At 70.2% G+C, this 16,995-nt stretch carries 15 protein-coding genes and 2 pseudogenes; 6 read left to right on the forward strand and 11 right to left on the reverse strand.

Annotation, left to right across the window (positions count from 1 at the left end; translation table 11 throughout):
- Positions 1-294 precede the first annotated feature (294 nt).
- The 3 genes from GEV43_RS15615 to GEV43_RS15625 form a co-directional block, all read right to left on the reverse strand.
- Positions 295-2,088: a prolyl oligopeptidase family serine peptidase gene (locus GEV43_RS15615; protein WP_160821317.1), complete on the reverse strand. Its 1,794-nt coding sequence runs from the start codon at positions 2,086-2,088 to the stop codon at positions 295-297.
- Between the two features lie 533 nt (positions 2,089-2,621).
- Positions 2,622-3,611 (reverse strand): serine hydrolase, encoded by a 990-nt coding sequence (locus GEV43_RS15620; RefSeq protein WP_309239649.1) that lies wholly within the window; start codon positions 3,609-3,611, stop codon positions 2,622-2,624.
- A gap of 154 nt (positions 3,612-3,765) precedes the next feature.
- Complete coding sequence (locus tag GEV43_RS15625; RefSeq protein WP_309239650.1) at positions 3,766-4,551, reverse strand: MerR family transcriptional regulator; 786 nt, start codon at positions 4,549-4,551, stop codon at positions 3,766-3,768.
- A 203-nt stretch (positions 4,552-4,754) separates the two neighbouring features.
- Between GEV43_RS15625 and GEV43_RS56125 the strand changes: the two are divergent.
- Together GEV43_RS56125 and GEV43_RS15635 are read left to right on the forward strand one after the other, a co-directional pair.
- A pseudogene (locus tag GEV43_RS56125) lies at positions 4,755-5,054 on the forward strand (FAD-dependent oxidoreductase); the annotation flags it as partial.
- Positions 5,055-5,947: 893 nt separating this feature from the next.
- A complete protein-coding gene (locus GEV43_RS15635) occupies positions 5,948-6,568 on the forward strand; it encodes an NAD(P)/FAD-dependent oxidoreductase (RefSeq protein ID WP_194252518.1) in 621 nt (206 codons plus the stop codon).
- Between the two features lie 25 nt (positions 6,569-6,593).
- On the opposite strand, the gene GEV43_RS15640 is transcribed toward GEV43_RS15635, so the two are convergent.
- From GEV43_RS15640 to GEV43_RS54875, 4 genes and pseudogenes are all read right to left on the reverse strand, one after another.
- Entirely contained in the window at positions 6,594-6,740 is a 147-nt protein-coding gene (locus tag GEV43_RS15640; protein ID WP_160821321.1) for a hypothetical protein, read from the reverse strand.
- Positions 6,741-6,766: 26 nt separating this feature from the next.
- Positions 6,767-7,012: a hypothetical protein gene (locus GEV43_RS15645; RefSeq protein ID WP_160821322.1), complete on the reverse strand. Its 246-nt coding sequence runs from the start codon at positions 7,010-7,012 to the stop codon at positions 6,767-6,769.
- A gap of 613 nt (positions 7,013-7,625) precedes the next feature.
- Positions 7,626-8,435 carry a LysR substrate-binding domain-containing protein gene (locus tag GEV43_RS15650; protein ID WP_309239651.1) on the reverse strand — a complete coding sequence of 270 codons (810 nt, stop codon included), beginning with the start codon at positions 8,433-8,435 and terminating at the stop codon, positions 7,626-7,628.
- Between the two features lie 59 nt (positions 8,436-8,494).
- A pseudogene (locus GEV43_RS54875) lies at positions 8,495-8,692 on the reverse strand (hypothetical protein); the annotation flags it as partial.
- Here GEV43_RS54875 and GEV43_RS15655 point away from each other — a divergent pair.
- Positions 8,686-9,774, forward strand: a complete 1,089-nt coding sequence (locus GEV43_RS15655) for a pyridoxal-phosphate dependent enzyme (protein WP_160821323.1) — start codon at positions 8,686-8,688, stop codon at positions 9,772-9,774. The pseudogene GEV43_RS54875 and the gene GEV43_RS15655 overlap by 7 nt on opposite strands.
- Before the next feature lie 27 nt (positions 9,775-9,801).
- Here GEV43_RS15655 and GEV43_RS15660 read toward each other — a convergent pair whose 3' ends face one another.
- Positions 9,802-10,086: a hypothetical protein gene (locus GEV43_RS15660; protein WP_160821324.1), complete on the reverse strand. Its 285-nt coding sequence runs from the start codon at positions 10,084-10,086 to the stop codon at positions 9,802-9,804.
- 185 nt (positions 10,087-10,271) lie between these two features.
- Between GEV43_RS15660 and GEV43_RS15665 the strand changes: the two genes are divergently transcribed.
- Positions 10,272-11,453, forward strand: a complete 1,182-nt coding sequence (locus tag GEV43_RS15665) for an HNH endonuclease signature motif containing protein (RefSeq protein ID WP_160821325.1) — start codon at positions 10,272-10,274, stop codon at positions 11,451-11,453.
- A gap of 635 nt (positions 11,454-12,088) precedes the next feature.
- The gene (locus GEV43_RS15670) at positions 12,089-12,565 is read left to right on the forward strand and encodes a hypothetical protein (RefSeq protein ID WP_160821326.1); all 477 of its coding nucleotides are present in this window, start codon (positions 12,089-12,091) and stop codon (positions 12,563-12,565) included.
- A 58-nt stretch (positions 12,566-12,623) separates the two neighbouring features.
- On the opposite strand, the gene GEV43_RS15675 is transcribed toward GEV43_RS15670, so the two are convergent.
- From GEV43_RS15675 to GEV43_RS15685, 3 genes are all read right to left on the reverse strand, one after another.
- Complete coding sequence (locus tag GEV43_RS15675; RefSeq protein ID WP_160821327.1) at positions 12,624-12,791, reverse strand: hypothetical protein; 168 nt, start codon at positions 12,789-12,791, stop codon at positions 12,624-12,626.
- Between the two features lie 89 nt (positions 12,792-12,880).
- Positions 12,881-14,299, reverse strand: coding sequence for a type I restriction-modification system subunit M/S (locus GEV43_RS15680; protein WP_160821328.1), 1,419 nt, complete (start codon positions 14,297-14,299; stop codon positions 12,881-12,883).
- Positions 14,227-15,327 (reverse strand): N-6 DNA methylase, encoded by a 1,101-nt coding sequence (locus GEV43_RS15685; protein ID WP_160821329.1) that lies wholly within the window; start codon positions 15,325-15,327, stop codon positions 14,227-14,229. The genes GEV43_RS15680 and GEV43_RS15685 overlap by 73 nt, the downstream gene beginning before the upstream one ends.
- A 436-nt stretch (positions 15,328-15,763) precedes the next feature.
- Here GEV43_RS15685 and GEV43_RS15690 point away from each other — a divergent pair, with 436 nt between their 5' ends.
- Positions 15,764-16,972, forward strand: coding sequence for an FAD-dependent monooxygenase (locus GEV43_RS15690; protein ID WP_206681181.1), 1,209 nt, complete (start codon positions 15,764-15,766; stop codon positions 16,970-16,972).
- The last annotated feature ends 23 nt before the right edge of the window (positions 16,973-16,995 follow it).

The raw sequence follows: 16,995 nt of genomic DNA on the forward strand, positions 1-16,995 counted from the left end.
CGCCGCGAAGCCGATCGCGAGCGCGGCGCGGCGTACCGCCCGCGGTTTTCGGATGGTCCGGTGACGCGATTCGGTGGCGTGTCCGTACGACATGCGGTTCCCCCGGTTGTCCGGCCCTCGGATCAGAGGGCGTCGGCTGAGCGCCGCGCCGCCGCGCGCTGAGGCGGCGGCACGCCGGGGGGCCGCCGGTCCTGGTGACCGGCGTGCTCGTCAGCGGCCGTTCGGAAAAATCCCCGGAGCTGCGATCTTGTAAACCCGGGTGCGGGGGGAATGGCCCGCACCCGGGCGGATAAGTCAGGACATACCTAGATGTTTCCGGGCAAAGTCCATCTCGGCGGTCATCTGCGTGATCCGTTCCTCGACGACCAGGGACCCGTGACCCGCGTCGTAGCGGTACATCTCGTGCGGACGGCCCAGCTCGGCGAGACGCCCGAGGTAGTTGTCGATCTGCCGGATCGGGCAGCGCGGGTCGTTCTCCCCGGCGAGGATCAGCACCGGCGCCTTGACCCGTTCGACGTAGGTGATCGGGGACGACTCGCGGTACCGGTCCGGCACGTCGTCCGGCGACCCGCCGAACAGGGACCGGTCGAACGCCTGGAGGCCCTCCATCTCGTCCTCGTACGCCGCGACGTAGTCGGCGACCGGCACGGACGCGACCGCGACCGTCCAGTCGTCCGGCTGCGTCCCGATGCCGAGCAGGGTCAGGAACCCGCCCCATGACCCACCGGTCAGGACGAGCCGGGACGGGTCCGCGAGGCCCGTTCCGACGGCCCAGTCGCGGACGGCCTTGATGTCCTCCAGCTCGGTCAGCCCGACACGGCCCTCGATCGCGTCGCGCCACTCCGACCCGTACCCGGTCGATCCCCGGTAGTTGACCCGGACGACCGCGAAGCCGTGATCGACCCACGCGGCGGCGGACGGGACGAACGAGTCCTCGTCCTGCGCCGTCGGGCCGCCGTGCACGTCGAACACCGCCGGGTACGGCGCGGCGCCGCCCTCCGGCCTGCTGACCAGCGCGTGGATCCGCCCGCCGGGTCCGTCCACCCAGACGTCCTCGACCGGGACGGACGCCGGCGCGGGCGGCCCCGGCGGCGTCAGCACCACGCCTCCGGCCGTGGAACGGATCACCGGCGGCTCGGCGGCCGACGACCACGAGAACTCGACCGTCCCGTCCGGCCGCACCGCGGCCCCGCCGATCACGCCCCGCGGCGTCTCGATCCGCGTCAGCGCCCCGTCCGCCAGGTCGTAGCGGAACAGCTCGTCCCGCGCCTCGTACGAGTGCGAGATCAGCAGCGCCGAGCCGTCCGGATACCACTCGGCGCCGATCTCGCCCGGCAGGTCAAGGACGATCTCCCGTTCGGTCCCCGCGACCGGGTCCCAGATCAGCAGCTCCTCCCGGCCCCGGCGCTCGTGGTTGACCAGCAGCCGCGCGTCGCCGGGCACCGGCGCGAACCCGCTCGCGTACAGGCCCTTGCCCTGCCCGTCCCACAGGTCCGCGACCGCCGAGCCGTCCGGCCGCAGCACCCGCAGCGCCAGGTGGCGGCTGTCGCCGTGCTCGCTGTGCCCGATCGCAATGAGGCTCTCGTCCCGCGACAGCGCGGCCACGTGCGCGTCCTCGGCGTGGTGGTACAGCACCTCGGGCGCCGCCCCCGGACGGCACAGGTGAACGGTGTTGCCCTCCTCGGTCGTCCGCCCGACCACCGCGAGCCCGTCCCGTCCGAGCGCGAGCCCCGCCGGATACGACGGCCCGAGCTCCGGCACCGCCGGCACACTGCCGTCCTTGGGGTCCCTGCCGTCCTTGACGTCCGCGCCGAACGGCACGCGCCGCCACACCCCGAACTCGTCCCCGTCGGTGTCGGCGAACCACCAGATCCACTCGCCCGACGGGTCGACGCCGCCCATCCACGTCCCGTTCGGACGCTCCGTCACCTGGCGGCGCGCGTCCGTCTCCCTGTCCCAGGAGTAGATCTCCCAGGTGCCGGTGGCGTTCGACCGGTACGTGCTGCGGTGCGGCGCGTCCCGCGCCCAGCGCGGCAGGCTCACCCGCGCCGCCCGGAACCGCGCCTTCCAGCGCTCATCATCGACCATGCGCCAAGTATCACCCAGCTCAAGCCCCCACCAGCCCCACCCTGGAACACCCACCAAGCCCGGCCCGCAGCCTCCCGGTGACCGCCGGGGCCGGGGCCGACTCACCGAGGCCGGGCCCAGCCCCGACCAGCCCCGAACGTCCGGGACACAGCCTCCGGGACGCCGCTTCCGGGATGCCGCCTCCGGGTCATCGCTTCCGAGACGCCGTATCCGGGATCAGGCGTCCGTGAGCGGTCAGGCGTTCACGGGAAGGCGTCCGCGAGAATCGAGCGTCCCCACACGCTCGCGCGTTCTCGCACGGTCGGACGGTCCGCGGACGGTGGGGCGTCCGCGGACGGCCAGGCGGCATCGGACGGTCAAGCGTCGCAGCAATGCGGCGTTCCAGCGCGTCCGGACGTTCTCGGACGGTCAGCCGTACGCAGGGACCGAACGTCCGCGCACGCTCGAACCTCCTGTGCACGCTCAAGCGTTCGCGAACGGTCGGGCGTTCCTGGACGGTCGAGTGTTGGCGGAAATGGGCGGTTCCCAGGTGATCAGGCGTCGGCGGGGACGGAGCCGTCCGATCGTTCGAAGGTCGGGTTGGGAACGGGCTCGGTGGTCATGGAGCGCAGGCCCGGGTTGAGGTCGCGGTGGACGACCTTGGCGACGCGTTCGATCGTCCCGACGCCGTACGCCATGGACGGGGTGTCCCTGGTCAGGACGACGATCATGTAGTCGCGGCCGTGCCCGTCGAAACTGCCGATGCTGTGGACGCGCCAGTACTTGTTGTGGCGCGGCAGCCAGCCGTTCTTGACATGCCACTTGGTCCCGGCCGGACGTCCGCTGGGGGTGCCCCAGCGCTGCGACCGGATGACGCTGTTCATCAGCTTCAGGGCGTAGGCGCGGGCCTTGTCGGGCAGCAGCGCGTTGCGCGCGGTGAGGTGGCGCAGGAGCTGCATCTCATCGTGTGCGGTGATCTGCGTCAGGCCCCAGTAACCGCCGGACCCGAGCGTCGTGTGCGTCATCCCCGCCCGCTTCAGGAACCGCTTCATGCGGGTCCGGCCGACCGACCGCCACAGCGCCGAGGCCGCGTTGTTGTCCGAACGGGTGATCATCTTGTTCGCGAGGGACTTCTCGGACCGCGTCATCGCCCGGTGCTGGTCGGTGACCTTGCGCAGCAGCGCGCCGAGGATGGTCGCCTTGACCACGCTCGCCGAGTCGTAGTGCCGCCCCGAGTCGACGGAGCAGTAGATGCCGCGCTTGCGGTCGTACACCGCGACCGACTCGGTGCCCCTGCGCCCGCGCAGGGCCGCGCGGATCTGCTCCCCGAGCTTCTTGGCGACCTTCGGATGCGCCGACGACCTGCATGGATTGCTCGCGGCTGCGGTCGTCGCAGGCAGGGCGGGCGCCGCCGCGGCGGCGCGGGCGTCCAGGCGGTACGGGGCTCCGGCCTGCGGCGAGGCGTTCGCCGGAACGGCCGAAGCGGACAGCACGGCTCCGGCGACCAGAGCGGCGGTCAGGGTTCGAGAGAGACGTCGCGACACCCGCACCACGCTAATGATCAGACGCGTGCCACGTCCGAGTGGGGCAGGTAACGACTCCGTACCGAACGATCAACGCGGACCCCGCACACCGACCCCACACCCCCTCCCCAACCACCAACCCCCACCAACTGCCGCCCAACCCTCGCCGATGGCGCTATGAACGTTGGGACGTGGCGTCTTCGGGGGTGGTGAGGCGGCCGAGGACCTGGTCGATGGCGGCGTGCACCTGGCGGTCCATGGCGCGGGCGAATCCGGCCTCGACCGTGACCTGCGCGCCGGGACGCAGGCGCGCGAGGATCCGGGTCAGGTCGCCGAGGTCCTGCTGCGCGATCCGGTCCACCACGTGCGTCGTGATCAGCCGGACGAACATCGCGGCCAGCTCGTCCATGCTCCGCTGGAGTTCGCGGCTGGCCGACAGCACTTCGCCGAGCGGGACCCCGGCGCGAACGAGCGCCACGGTCGCCTCGAGCTGGCGGCGGCTCCAGTGCGTGACGCGGTCGCCGTCGATCTCGATGTGGCCCATGGCGACGGCCCGTTCGACCGCTTCGGGGTCGATCTCGCCGGGGAACAGCTCGGCGAGTTCGGCCAGCGTCATGGTCACGGGCGTCTCGGTCGACCACGGGGTGGTGACGGCCTTCTCGACGCCGAGCACCGTTCCGATGTCGCGACCCTGCTCCCACGCCGACAGCAGCTCGCGGATGCCCTCCAGCGTGTGGCCGCGCTCCAGCAGGTTGCCGATCATGCGCAGCCGGGCCAGGTGCTCCTCGGAGTACAGGCCGATGCGGCCCGCGCGGCGCGGCGGCGGCAGCAGCTTGCGCTCCTGGTAGTACCGCAGCGTGCGCACCGGGACGTCCGCTGCCTGCGCGAGTTCGCCGATGCGGTACTCACGGCCGCCCGCGCCGGGACGGCCCTTCAGATCATCCGCCGACTCATCGCTCACGGCCGCCAGCATAGTTCGCGTCCACACGAACGGAACGCGGGGGCCGAACGCAGCGTGCCGTACCGGTCGCGGCGCGTTCCCGCGCGTCGGCTACCCTCGGCCGGTCCGCTGCTATGGCGTGGAAGGAACCCGAACATGGTGAGGAGTCCCCGCGACCGTGTCCCGTCCCCGCACGTCGCCGTCGTCGGCGCGGGCATCGGGGCATGGCGGCGGCCCTGCTGCTGTCCCGCGCCGGCGCCCGGGTGACCCTCCTTGAACGCGTCCGCGAGCCCGCCCCCGTGGGCGCCGCGATCGCGCTGTTCCCGAACGGACTGGCCGTCCTCTACGGGCTCGGCCTGCGCGAACGCCTCACCAGCCGTTCGTACGCCACGGACGCGGGCGGCCTGCGGTTCGGGACGCGCACCCGCCGCGCCGCCCTGCCCGACTTCGGCGACGGCCTCGACCACGCCCTCGGAGTCACCCGCGCCCACCTCTTCGACGTCCTCCACGAAGCCGTCCAAACCGATGAAGGGATCGACACCCTCTTCGGCCACGAACTCGTCCACGCGACCCCGGACGGCGACTTGACCGTCCGTCCTGCTCCGGACAGCGATCTGAGGGTCCGTCCTGCTCTGGACAGCGATCTGAGGGTCCGTCCTGCTCCGGCCGGCGACCCGCCCCTCCGGCCCGCCACGGACGGCGAGACCGTCCGTCCCGCCCCGGGCGGTGACCTGACCGTCCGCCCGGCCCTGGGCGGCTACTCAACCGTCCATCCGGCCCCGGGCGGCGATCGGACGGTCCGCCCCGTCCCGGGCGGTGATCCGACCGCCGGCCCCGCCCCAGGCGGCGATCTCGCAGGCCCTCCCGCTCCAGACGACGACCCGACCGTCCGTCCGGCCCCGGGCGGTGTCTCGACCGTCCGCCCCGCCCCGGGCGACGATCCGACCGCGTGCCCCGCCCCCGACGGCAGTCGGACCGTCCGCCCCGCCCCGGGCGGCGATCGGACCGCCGACCCCGCCCCAGGCGGCGATCTCGCAGTCCCTCCCGCTCCGGACGGCGACCCGACCGTCCGCCCGGCCCTGGACACCGACTCGACCGTCCGCCCGGCCCTGGGCGGTGACTCGACCGTCCACCCCGCCCCGGGTGGCGACCCGACCGCCGGCCCCGCCTCAGCCCCAGCCCCAGCGCCAGCCCCCGCCCCCGCCCCAGCCCCAGCCCCAGGCGTAAGCGGCGGGGGGCGGGAGTTGGCGCGTGTTGACCTGGTGGTGGGCGCGGACGGGATCGGGTCGGTCGTTCGGTCGTGCGGTGGGTTTGGGGCGCGGCGGGTCAGGACGCCGGGGTTGACCGTTCGGGCGCTTGTGGAGGGGAGCCGTTCCCCGCGGACGTTGGCGAGTTCTGGAGCGAGCACGGCATCGCGATGGGCGCGCCGATGGGCGGCGGCGTCTCCTACCTGGCGATATCCGCCTCGCGGGGCGCGGCGTGGGACGCCATGGCCCGGGGCGACCTGCCCGCGCTACGCCGGCTGGCGGCGTCGATGATCCCCGGCGGCGACACCGCCCTGGCCGGCGTGGGCTCGTTCGACGAGCTGATCGTGACGCCGATCGAGACCGTGAGCTGCCGCCGCTGGGTGGACGGGCGTCTCGTCCTGCTCGGCGACGCCGCGCACGCGATGGCCCCGCACCTGGCGCAAGGGGCCAACAGCGCCCTCCTCGACGCGTACGTCCTCGCCCAGGAACTCGCCCGTGCCCTGGACGGCGGCGGCCGTACGGGCGACGCGTGCGCCCAGGCCGCGCGGGCGTACGAGAAGCGCCGCCGTCGCACGGCGAACGCGCTGCGGTGGCTGTCGGAGGCGTACCGCGTCGCCAGCGAGAGCGCGACCGTTCCCGGCGTGCGCCACGTGCGCGACACGTTCATGGCGGCCGCCGGGGGCTCTCCCGCTGTGACGCGCCGCTATCTGCGGCTGGTGCAGCAGGAGGACCCGGCGGAGGTGCAGCGGAGGGTCAGGGGCTTGGCGGCCGCCCGGCCCGGCCGTCGGTGACGGTGCTCCGGTCCGGGCGGCCCGCCTAGGTGACCCGCCGCAGCGTCTTGGTCTTGCGTGGACGGCGCTTGCGGTCGTCGTCCGGCGCGGCGTCGGCGGCGTCGGCGGCGAGCAACTGCTTGAGCGAGCGCGGGACGATCTCTTCGGTCTTGTCGGCGAACGGAGAACGCATCGGACATCTCCTCTTCGGACGGACCTTCAGGCGGCGGCCACGCACCCCGGGAACGTGCGGGTCACCGTGTGCAACGCCCAGCGCATCCGGGCGGCGTACTCGTCGGGATGGTCGCCCGCCTCCTGCGCGACGGACGCCGTGCAGGACGCCCGGTCGCCGCCGCACGCGCACAGACGCTCGTCTATCGCGGTACGGACCTGTTCGGGGGACGGGTCCGCCGAGGCCTGCAACCCGGACGTGAAGAGGACCTGGGCCAGGTCTGACGTTGTCATCGAGGTGAGGCTCAGCGTTTTCGACATCGTGTGCCTTCTTCCTGCGGAGGGGCTCCCATCCCCTGTTGCTGACTACGACTCTGACGACCGGACGAATTCATCGCCATCGGGGAAAACCCCCACCCCTGGTGGGGAAGGCCCCCATACAACCCGTAGGTGTGGCTCCACCCGGAGCCTACGAGGCGGGCGAGAAGCCCGGTTCCCCGCGTCCGATCGGCTTCAGTTCGATCATCTGGGCGCTCTCGACCAGCGCCTTCGCCGCCGCGGCGGCCTCACTCCCGCGCACCCGGGCCGATGGGGCGTCCAGGTCCGACCGGCTTCGCCACATTCCCGTCACCCAGAGGGCATCCGGACGGTCCGCCGGCCGTTCGACGAGGTCCTGCTCGCCCCGAGAGTCGCCCCGCGGCCCTTCAGCCGCCTCGGGCAACACCTCTGCGGGCTCGCCCCCTCGTCCCTCATGCGCGGTCATCCTCCCGTATCGCGTCACACTACCCATCGACTCAATCTACGTACCCCCTCTGACAGAACGAACCGGTCTCGTGCCCCTCACCCAGCAGGCAAAACGCGTCGCATGGAGCCGTTCCGCGACCCCCGTCGCAGCCCCCGCGCTCCTTCAGTCAAGCCCTTCCGGCGGCCGTTCCCAACCCCTAAACCGCCCCCCGCCACCCCACATCCGCGGGCGCGTGCGCGCTTCGGCGGCGGCGAGCAGAGCGTCGCGGTACGCGCGCACGGCCGGATGCCGACCGCTTCCCCGTCGTACGGCCGTGAACAAGCGCCGAACCCCCTGCTCCTCCGGCAAAGGCCGCAGCGCGACGGACGCCGTACGCCCGTCCCAGACCAGATCGGGCAGAAAGGCCGCGGCATGCCCCTCCTCAACGAGCCGCAGGTGGAGCAACAGGTCCGTGGACTCGAAACGTACGTCCGGCTCGAATCCGGCCCGGCGGCACAGGGTCGTCGCCCAGCGCCGCGACGCCGTACCCGCCGGTTCCATGACCCACGGGTGGTCGGCGAGCCGTTCCAGCGAAGCGCCCGGTCCGTCCAGGCGCCGGAGCGCGGACCGCGGCACGGCGAGACGCAGCTCGTCCCGGCACAGCTCCGCCTGCTCGATCTCCGCCGGACGGGCCGCGGGGTCGTCCGGATACTCCTCGGCGATGACCAGGTCGAAATCGCGCGCCACCAGGGCCGGAAGCGCGGTCTCGGGCTCCGTCTGCGTGATTTCGACGCGCAGCCCCGGATGCGCTTCCCTCAAGCGCGTCAGCGTCGCCGGGACCAGCGCCAGCGCCGCCGTCTGGAACGCCGCGACGCGCAGTACCCCGCTGATGCCCTCCAGCGACGCCGCGAGATCGGCCTCGGCCCGTTCGAGCCGTTCCAGAACGGCCTCGGTGTGCGCGACGAGGATCTCCGCCTGGGCCGTGAGCCGCACCCGCCGCCCGACCGGCTCCAGCAGCGGAACCCCGCCTCCTGTTCGAGCACGGAGAGCTGCTGGGAGATCGACGAGGGACTGTACGAGAGCGCCGCGGCCACCGCCGCGAGCGTCCCGCGATGCTTCAGCTCCCGCAGGAGCCGCAGCCGATGCAGGTCGAGCACGACACCCCCCCGTTCGGATTTCCTAACGACTATCCCTCGAAAACATTCGCTGGACCCACCGATCGCCCCTACGGCACCGTGAACCCATGCCACGCCTCAAGGACTCGCCCCCGCGGACCCCCACCTGGTACGCACGCCCAGAGGCCCGAACGTGGCGCTGCCCTCCCGCGCCGACCGACGTGGCCGCGTTCCACCGGTCCCTCCCCGGCTACGCCCCGACCCCCCTCCTCGAAACACCCGCACTAGCCTCCGAACTCGGCGTGGCCCACGTCTTCGTCAAGGACGAGTCGTCCCGCCTCGGCCTCCCCGCGTTCAAGATCCTTGGCGCGTCCTGGGGCGTCTACCGGGCCCTCTGCCGGCACCACGACGTGCCCCCCGACGGCGACCTCGCCCGCCTGACGGACCTTCCACCCGTACGCCTGATCACCGCGACCGACGGCAACCACGGCCGCGCCGTCGCCGCCATGGCACGCCGCCTCGGCCTCGACTCCCTGATCTACGTCCCGAACGGTGTCCACCCCGAAGCCCGCGCCGCCATCGAGGCCGAAGGCGCAACCCTGGTCACCCTAAACACCACCTACGACAAAGCAGTCCGCCACGCCGCCTCGACAGCGGGCCCGTCCGACCTCCTCGTCCAGGACACGGCCTGGCCGGGCTACGAGGACGTTCCCCGCTGGATCGTCGAGGGCTACAGCACCCTCTTCGCCGAGATCGACGCCCAACTCGGCACCGCCGCGTCCCTGATCGCTGTCCCCGTCGGTGTCGGTTCCCTGGCCCAGGCGGCAGTGACCCATTACCGCAGCGGGCCGTTCGCCCCCACCCTGCTCTCCGTCGAACCCCGCTCAGCGGCCTGCGTCCTCACGGCCCTCCACAACGACCACCCCACCACCATTCCGACCGGCGCCACGATCATGGCGGGCCTCAACTGCGCCACCCCGTCCAGCATCGCCTGGCCCTACCTGCGCAACGGCCTGGACGCCGCAGTCGCGATCACCGACGCCGACGCCGTCCGCGCCGCCCACGACCTCGCCGCGCTGGGCGTCCCCGCAGGCCCCTGCGGCGCCGCCTCCCTGGCAGGCGTACGCGCCGCCCTCCAGAACGGCCTGTCCCTCCCTTTGTCCAGCACCCTGATCCTGCTCAGCACCGAAGGAACAACCGCCAACCCCTCCGCCTGAAGCACCTCGCCGCAGCGAACCCCCGCCTCAACCGGCCTGCGCCGACCGCCGAACCGACTTCGCCACGACGTACTGCGGGCTCTTCCGCAGCCCCAGCGCCACCAGCACCCGCCCAACGGCCGGCCACCGCTGCTCCACCGCCCGCGCCGCCGCGTAGTACACCGCGATCACCAGCGCGACCGCGACCGTCGTGGCCATGGCACTGGTGTCCTTGTCGAGAACGATCCCGAGCTCCCGCGCGAGCCAGGTCAGCGCCGTCCCAACGGCGACGGGCACCCACGTGCGGATGATCGAGACGACGTAATCGTCCATGGCGCTCTCCTCTGCTCACCGTAGGGGCGACTCCGCCCCCCACCCAGCCTGACCCCCAAAACCCCCCTTGTCCCCGAACAGCCCCCAACCGGTCTCAATCCCTCACCCCCCGGCCACCTCCCACCCCCACCCAGTGCATTCCCGACCACCCGCGAACCGCCCGGACCCGGGCATAACCTCCCTCCATGGACCTCTCGCCCATTACACGCGAAGCCGTGCTGGAGACGATCGCCAAGTGCGACCGCCTGGGGCGGGACCGCTTCCTCAAGAAGTACGGCTACGACCCCGCGCGTCGCTACTTCCTGCACCACAACGACGTCCATTACGACTCCAAAGCCATCGTGGGCGTGGCCTACCGTTCCGTAGCGGGCCGCCCACTGAACGCCAACGAATTCTCCGGCGGCCTCCAAACCGTCGTACGACTCCTCACCCGCCTGGACTTCAAGGTGGCCGCCAAGGCCCCTCCTCCATCCCTTCAACAACTCAAGGACCAGTTGAAGGGCCTACGCGTCGCCAGCACCGCAAACGGACCTGCCAGACACCAGCCGATCACCCTCCTCTGGGCGCTAGGCCGCGCCGCTCACCGCGCCCCGCGCCTAGTCCCCTGGAACTCAGCTCACCTAGAACTTCGCGGCCTCCTACGCGCATACGGCCAGCCGAGTTCAAGGCCCCATCCAGAGTTCCCAATCCTCGCCCTGGCCCGCACCGACCTATGGGAACTCCACGGCCCCGACGGAGCCGCTCCACCCGCCCATGGAGAGCCCCTCGGCTGGCTAGAACAGCACAACCCATCCAGCGGCCTATCCACCTGGGCGTACGAACTAACAGCCTCCACCGAAGAAGCACGCACCGAAGCCATAGCAGAACTCGCCCAACGCTTCTTCAACGGCGAAATCCCCCAAGCCCTACTCAAAGAAGTAGGTCTTGACCCCCCAAAAGCAAACCCTCACACCCACCCCCAAGACTTCGAGACCTACCAGCGCCTCTGCCACAGCGTCGAGGCCGCCGAAGCCCGCGGCGACCACGACCGCACCACCCGTACGACCAACGAACGACCCGTACGCTCCACAACCGCGGTAAAAGCCGTACTCCCCCGCAGCCGAGGCTGTTGCGAGAACCCCTTGTGCACCGGCCAACCCGCCGACGTAACAGACCACGGCGAGCCGATCCTGGAAGTCGACCACCTCGAAAACCGCGCGAACTGGGGCCGCGACCACCCCAGCCAAATGATCGCCCTATGCCCCAACTGCCACGCCACCAAAACCCGCGGCCAAACCCGCGCCCACCTCCGCAACCTCCTCCTCACCGAAGCCCACTCCCGCCACACCACCTGGACCCAGCAAGCCCACACCAAATCCAAAATCTAAAGCGCCCTGCGGCAACATCACGTCCCGTGCCCTGTCCGGTCAGACAGTCTGATCACGAAGCCTCTGACTTGCAAAACTCCACCGACTTCCCACCGCAATTACCGTCGAGTCGCCCCTTATGCTGCCGCCCTCCCTCTTCTTCGCCCTCCGCCAAGTCACCACCAAGCCCCGCACCAGCACGGAGCGGCTCCAGACCCCGACGACCTAGGGATGTCCCAACCGAACGACAAAGGCCGCAGCTACCGTCACGCCACCCTCAGCGCCTACACCGCTGGCAAGCGCCGCTGCCCCACTGCAAGACAGCCTTTGCGCTCTACCGAGCTGAACGCCGGGCCAAGGGCAAGGACAACCCCCGATCCTCCGGCACCCGCGAGACGGACGGCGACATCCCCAGCGACTGCTTCCGCCGCAAGATCTGGATTTCCGCCCTGGCTGTCGCTGAGCTCGACTTCAAACCCGCAATTGCCCTCACAGCCCTCGCAATCGTGCCAGCGGATAGCCCGCATCACCAGCAACGATCGTCACATTACGTCTCATTGGCAACTTAGTTGCGCAGTGTGTCAAAGTGCATTTACTGCACGGCCTCCGGTGCCTACGCTGCCTCCGTCTGGCAGGATCGGCGGGGAGACGAAAATATGGCGCGACGACAGACCCAATCCCAGAAGCGGCGAAACACCGTTCTGATCTGGTGGGGCGCGGTCATCTTGTTGGCAGTATTCGCGTGGCAGTCGGGTTCTCCGGAACTCTGGATCCTGCCGATCTTGACACTCGCCTACTATGAACTGTGCGCAGTTCCCACGCTCTGCGGTGTGGAAACGAGCAAGGGGTGGCCCTGCAAGAATCCAGCAAACGGGCGTCTGATCGCGTGCAAGCGCGAGTCCTCACATGCGGTTTACAAGAACGATGCACTGCTTCGGATGCTGGGTTTCCGGCGCCCTCCTCGGCAATTCAGCGCACCGGCGCCACGCCCAGGGCAACAGCCGGCCCCGCCTGCTTCGGCACCTGAAACCGAACCGGCCACCATCGATTCGAAACAGACCCTCATCACATTTCTCACGATCATCGCTACGATCGCCGGGGTGATCCAGACAGTCCTGGCAGCCATGTCCTAGCGTGATCCACAGCCTCCCTGGCAGCGCCACCGACCAAAACAACATCGGCTCATGCCGCTTAGCGGCGTTGCCGCAGTTGCTGGACGACCGGGACCACGGCCAGGCACAGCAGCGCGGCGCCTCCGAATGCCGCGCCTGCCGAGAGGACGGCATCGGTGGCCGGACTGCCGTCGAGTGCCTTGAGGAAGCCGACGCACACCGCGATGAGAGCAGAGAACAGCACCATGACCAGGAGCCAAGGGATCCAGGCGCTGTTCGGCGGCTCAGGTCTCGACGGGAGCGGAGTCGTCGATGCGGACGGTTGGTGTGGGGTGTTCACAGCGACGCTTCCTTCTCAGGTCGGTGGTGGGCGCTGATCCCAGGGTCTGGTTCGGCGGGCGCGTCCAGCAGCGCGCTGGCCAGGGTGGTGCGGGTGTGCCGCAAAGAGGCGGCTGCGGTTCGGTACGCGCAGTCCAGCTCGTCCAGGCCGTCGAGTGCGCCCGCGATCTCCAGTTGCTCGGTCAGATCCGGTAGAGGAATCCGCAGGGTCCCGAGGGACTCGGTCCGCAGCGATGGGGCCGCGGTGGCCGCGGCTCGATCACGCATCCAGGCGACGGATCCGTCCAGGCACAGGTAGTGGAACAGGTACTCCGGCAGTACCCGGCCCTGGTGTTCCGGGAGTACGCGGAGCCGGATGATGTTCGGGCTCATCAGCCAACCAGCCTGATGCTCCCGCACCAGAGCTGGCGGAACGATCGCGCCGGAACGGACGCACACGATGTCCCCCGCTCGCAATTCGAAGCCCGTCAGCCAGCGGGCCGTGGCCTCTGAGACGCGCTCGTCCTTCTCATCGCTGATGCGCCGGTCCCTCAGATGCCGCGGGAAGACGACTGGGACCGGCCCGCCCTCACCGCGCTGGGCCTTGCCCAACTTGGAATAGGAGGGGCCTGCCTGAATGTCGCACAGTGAGTTGAGGGTGAACATAGCGTTAGGTCGTCTTCTTCGGGGCGGCGGTTCCCGGTCCCCGACGAACGGCAGCTGGGCAACGGCGGCCTGGACGTCACGAAGGTGCCTCTCAGCATCGCCTTGCCGTTTCCAGGCAGTCTTGAGGTCGTGCTCGGAGTTCTCGCCTTTGCCTCCCCGGCGTTCGACATGGTCAAGAGGGTTGAGGGAGTAGTCGCTGCGCCTCAGTGTTTTCTGGGAGACCAGAGCGGCGGGCACCTGCTCCCCCGTAGCCGACGTCTCAAGCCGGACTGCGGCCTTCTCCGGGCTCCTGTGGGTGCGATAGGCATCGAGGAGCGTCTCCGCGTCCAGAGCGCTCAAGGTTCGGCGCGAGCCGTTTTGCGCACCCATATGCCGTGCGTCGAGGAACAGCGTGCTGTCGCACGGTGAGCTGGGATGACGGAGCAGCCACACTGAGACCGGAACGGCGGTTCCAGTGAACAACCGAGCGGGGAGGGCGATGACACAGTCGACGACTCCGGACTCCACCAGGTTCCGGCGGATGGCGCGCTCTGACTTGTTACCCGAATTCCCCGCCTTGTTGGGCATGATGATTCCGGCTCGGCCTCTTGTGCTCAGCATGGACAAGCAATGCTGCAGCCAGGCGAAGTTGTCGTTGTCGAGGGGTGGAGCCCCGTACGCCCACTGGCCATCGCGGCGTTCCCCGCGGCCGGGGTCGCTCATGTTGAACGGCGGGTTGGTGAGCACGACGTCGAACGGCTCGCGGGGAAGCGCGTCGCGTCGGCGGCCCATGGGACTGCGCGTTTGAGGGCGATGGCTGGCGCGGTGCCGTGAAGGAGGAGGTTCATGGTCGCGAGCCGCCAGGTGTCGGCGCGCCGGGTCTCCCCGTACGTCCGCACGGTCTCCTCGCGTGGCAGGCCGTCTTCATCGAAAGCGCAGGCGGCAACCGCCTCGATGAGGAATCCGCCGTCGCGAGCGTACGGATCGTAGATGGATTCCGGCAGCCCGGGGCCGAACTCCGAACAAGCCAGCCGTGCCATCACCCGAACCACCGCACGGGGAGTGAAGAACTCGCCACTGCCCAGTGCGGCTCGTTGCTCGTACTCATCGAGGATCAGTCCGAACACGTCCTCGTCGAGGCTGCTCATCGCTTCCACGACGTTCCGAAGATCGCGAGCGGTCCTGGGTTCGAGGCGACCCAACGCCTCCTGCATGCTCGGACGGACGCCGAGCCCACACAGGTCCTCGTCGGCTTCGCGACCGATGTCCCGCAGCAGTAGGGCTGCCTCGTCGAGGGTGTTGACAGCACGTGCCCGGGCGGCCAATCTCTCGAACCGATCGGCGGCGGCACCGCGGAGGTAGTGCAGACATAGCAGCAGGCTCAGATACTCGAGCACGCTGGCTGCTCCGCGAACGCGGTCCACGGACGCGTCCAGCAACTCGGTCACGATCCGGCGGTTCTCGGGACGGGGTTCGTCGACCGCGCCGAACGGAAGGCGGTATGGCGACCGGCCCCCGGACCGGCGTTCCATCTCTCCAGCTGAGGACTTTCCGGCGCCGTCCCTACGTCTTGCCCGATCGCCGTAAGTGGTCCCGAGGGGTTCGCCGGCCGTGAGCCGTTCGGGCGGCACGGGGCGCTGATCCAGCCAGCTCATGACCTCCGACCGGGAGAAGCGGTCCTGGCCGTTCGAGTGCCGTGGCGAGGGAAAGCCGGCATCCCGCTCCTCCCAGGAGGCCATGGTCGATCGGCTCACGCCGACCAGCGCGGCGATCTCCGCGCGGCCGAGAAGTGGGTCCTCACTCGTCAGCGGATTCGACATGAGTGAAACTCCCCAGTGCGCCGTGTGAGGTAGTGCTCTTTACGAACAGTGAGCCTAGGAGTGCACAGTTCCACGAGCAACTGCGCACTCGCAGTGCGCAAGGGCCTTCATGGGAGTGTCAGAGGGTCGCGATGCGGCCTGACAGCAGGGGTCGGTGGCTTGACCGGGACGAGGCTGTTCAACTCCTCCTGCTTGAAGGGGATCGTTCCGGCCTTCGTTCGGCTGCACCGCGGACGCGATTTCGGTCGTGCCGATGAGCTTTGTGCGGATCCGTAGTCGATACGGATGGACACACCGATAACGGTGGGCCAGTGCTGCGAACATCCCAGCGCGGGGAAGCACATGGAGGGCAGTGATGAGCGTCGGCGACTCAAAGCAGGAGCACGCCATTCGGACTGGCGAGCAGGGGACGCGGGTGAGCGGTCCCAAGGTGTTGGTGGCGGGAGCGAGCATCGCGGGACCCGCGCTGGCCCACTGGCTGCGTCGGCGGGGGGCCGAGGTGACCGTGGTGGAACGGGCCCCCGAACTGCGTCCCGGCGGGCAGGCGGTGGACGCGCGCGGGGTCGCCAAGGAGGTCATCGGGCGCATGGGGCTGGACGCGGCTGTGCGCGCGGCGTGCACCGACACCGCCGGAGCACACACCGTGGACGCGGACGGGCAAGTGCTGGAGACCTTCCGTGCCGACGACGATGGCGGCGACGGGTTCATCGCGGACATCGAGATCCTGCGCGGGGACCTGTCCCAGGTGCTCTACGACGACACCCGCGACGGCGTCGAGTACGTCTTCGGCGACCGAATCGCCGGGCTCGCCCAGGACGTGGACGGCATCGACGTGGTCTTCGCGGGCGGCGACCGGCGGCGCTTCGCCCTCGTGGTCGGGGCCGACGGGCTGCACTCGGAGCTGCGAGCGATGGTCTTCGGGCCGCATGAGCGGTTCCTCCGCCATCTCGGGCACGTGCTGGCCTTCTACAGTGTGCCCAACGAGTTCGGTCTGGACCGCTGGCTGCTCGAGCACCAAGACCAGGAGACCGGGCGCTCTGCCCTCCTGCGGCCCATCCAGGACGCCACCCGGGCGATGGCCATGTTCTACTTCCCCTCGGCCGACTTCGACGTCGACCACCGTGACGTCGCGGCCCAGAAGGTCGTGCTGGGCGAGCGGATGGCGGGCCTGGGCTGGTTGACCCCGGACATCCTCGCGCACCTGGACGACACCCCGGACTTCTACCTCGACCAGGTCGCCCAGGTGGTGATGGACCGCTGGTCGAGTGGACGGGTGGGGCTGCTCGGGGATGCGGCGTACAGCTCCTCGCCGATGTCCGGCCAGGGCACCGGGCTGGCCCTGGTCGGCGCCTACCTGCTGGCCGGAGAGCTGGCCGCCGCCGGATGGGACCCCGACACCGGGTTCGCCCGCTACGAGGCGCGGATGCGCTCGTTCGTCGAGGCCAATCAGGAGATCGGCCGGTTGAACGCCCGCAGTCGCGACGTCCCTGGGGCGGACGCCGAGCCGCGCCCCGATTTCGCCAGCGCATGGTTCACCGAGTTGGTCGGGCGCGCGATCAACGGCATCGAGCTGCCCGACTACACGGGCGTGCCGGACTCCGCGGCCCTGGCCGGATCGCCGATCACCTCGTCGGCCAAGCCGTAGGTGTCACATAACGTTTCGAGAGG

Origin of the sequence: Actinomadura sp. J1-007 (genome assembly GCF_009793335.1) — a bacterium.
In the GTDB taxonomy this organism is placed as follows: Bacteria; Actinomycetota; Actinomycetes; order Streptosporangiales; family Streptosporangiaceae; genus Spirillospora; species Spirillospora yumaensis.

Excerpts from the sequence above, each read along its gene's own strand:
- GEV43_RS15665 (WP_160821325.1), top strand. The coding sequence starts at position 10,272 with ATGGACCTCTCGCCCATTACACGCGAAGCCGTGCTGGAGACGATCGCC.
- GEV43_RS15640 (WP_160821321.1), bottom strand. The coding sequence starts at position 6,740 with ATGCGTTCTCCGTTCGCCGACAAGACCGAAGAGATCGTCCCGCGCTCG.
- GEV43_RS15635 (WP_194252518.1), top strand. The coding sequence starts at position 5,948 with ATGGGCGCGCCGATGGGCGGCGGCGTCTCCTACCTGGCGATATCCGCC.
- GEV43_RS15615 (WP_160821317.1), bottom strand. The coding sequence starts at position 2,088 with ATGGTCGATGATGAGCGCTGGAAGGCGCGGTTCCGGGCGGCGCGGGTG.
- GEV43_RS15685 (WP_160821329.1), bottom strand. The coding sequence starts at position 15,327 with ATGTCGAATCCGCTGACGAGTGAGGACCCACTTCTCGGCCGCGCGGAG.
- GEV43_RS15660 (WP_160821324.1), bottom strand. The coding sequence starts at position 10,086 with ATGGACGATTACGTCGTCTCGATCATCCGCACGTGGGTGCCCGTCGCC.
- GEV43_RS15675 (WP_160821327.1), bottom strand. The coding sequence starts at position 12,791 with ATGGTGCTGTTCTCTGCTCTCATCGCGGTGTGCGTCGGCTTCCTCAAG.
- GEV43_RS15645 (WP_160821322.1), bottom strand. The coding sequence starts at position 7,012 with ATGACAACGTCAGACCTGGCCCAGGTCCTCTTCACGTCCGGGTTGCAG.
- GEV43_RS15680 (WP_160821328.1), bottom strand. The coding sequence starts at position 14,299 with ATGGGCCGCCGACGCGACGCGCTTCCCCGCGAGCCGTTCGACGTCGTG.
- GEV43_RS15655 (WP_160821323.1), top strand. The coding sequence starts at position 8,686 with ATGCCACGCCTCAAGGACTCGCCCCCGCGGACCCCCACCTGGTACGCA.
- GEV43_RS15670 (WP_160821326.1), top strand. The coding sequence starts at position 12,089 with ATGGCGCGACGACAGACCCAATCCCAGAAGCGGCGAAACACCGTTCTG.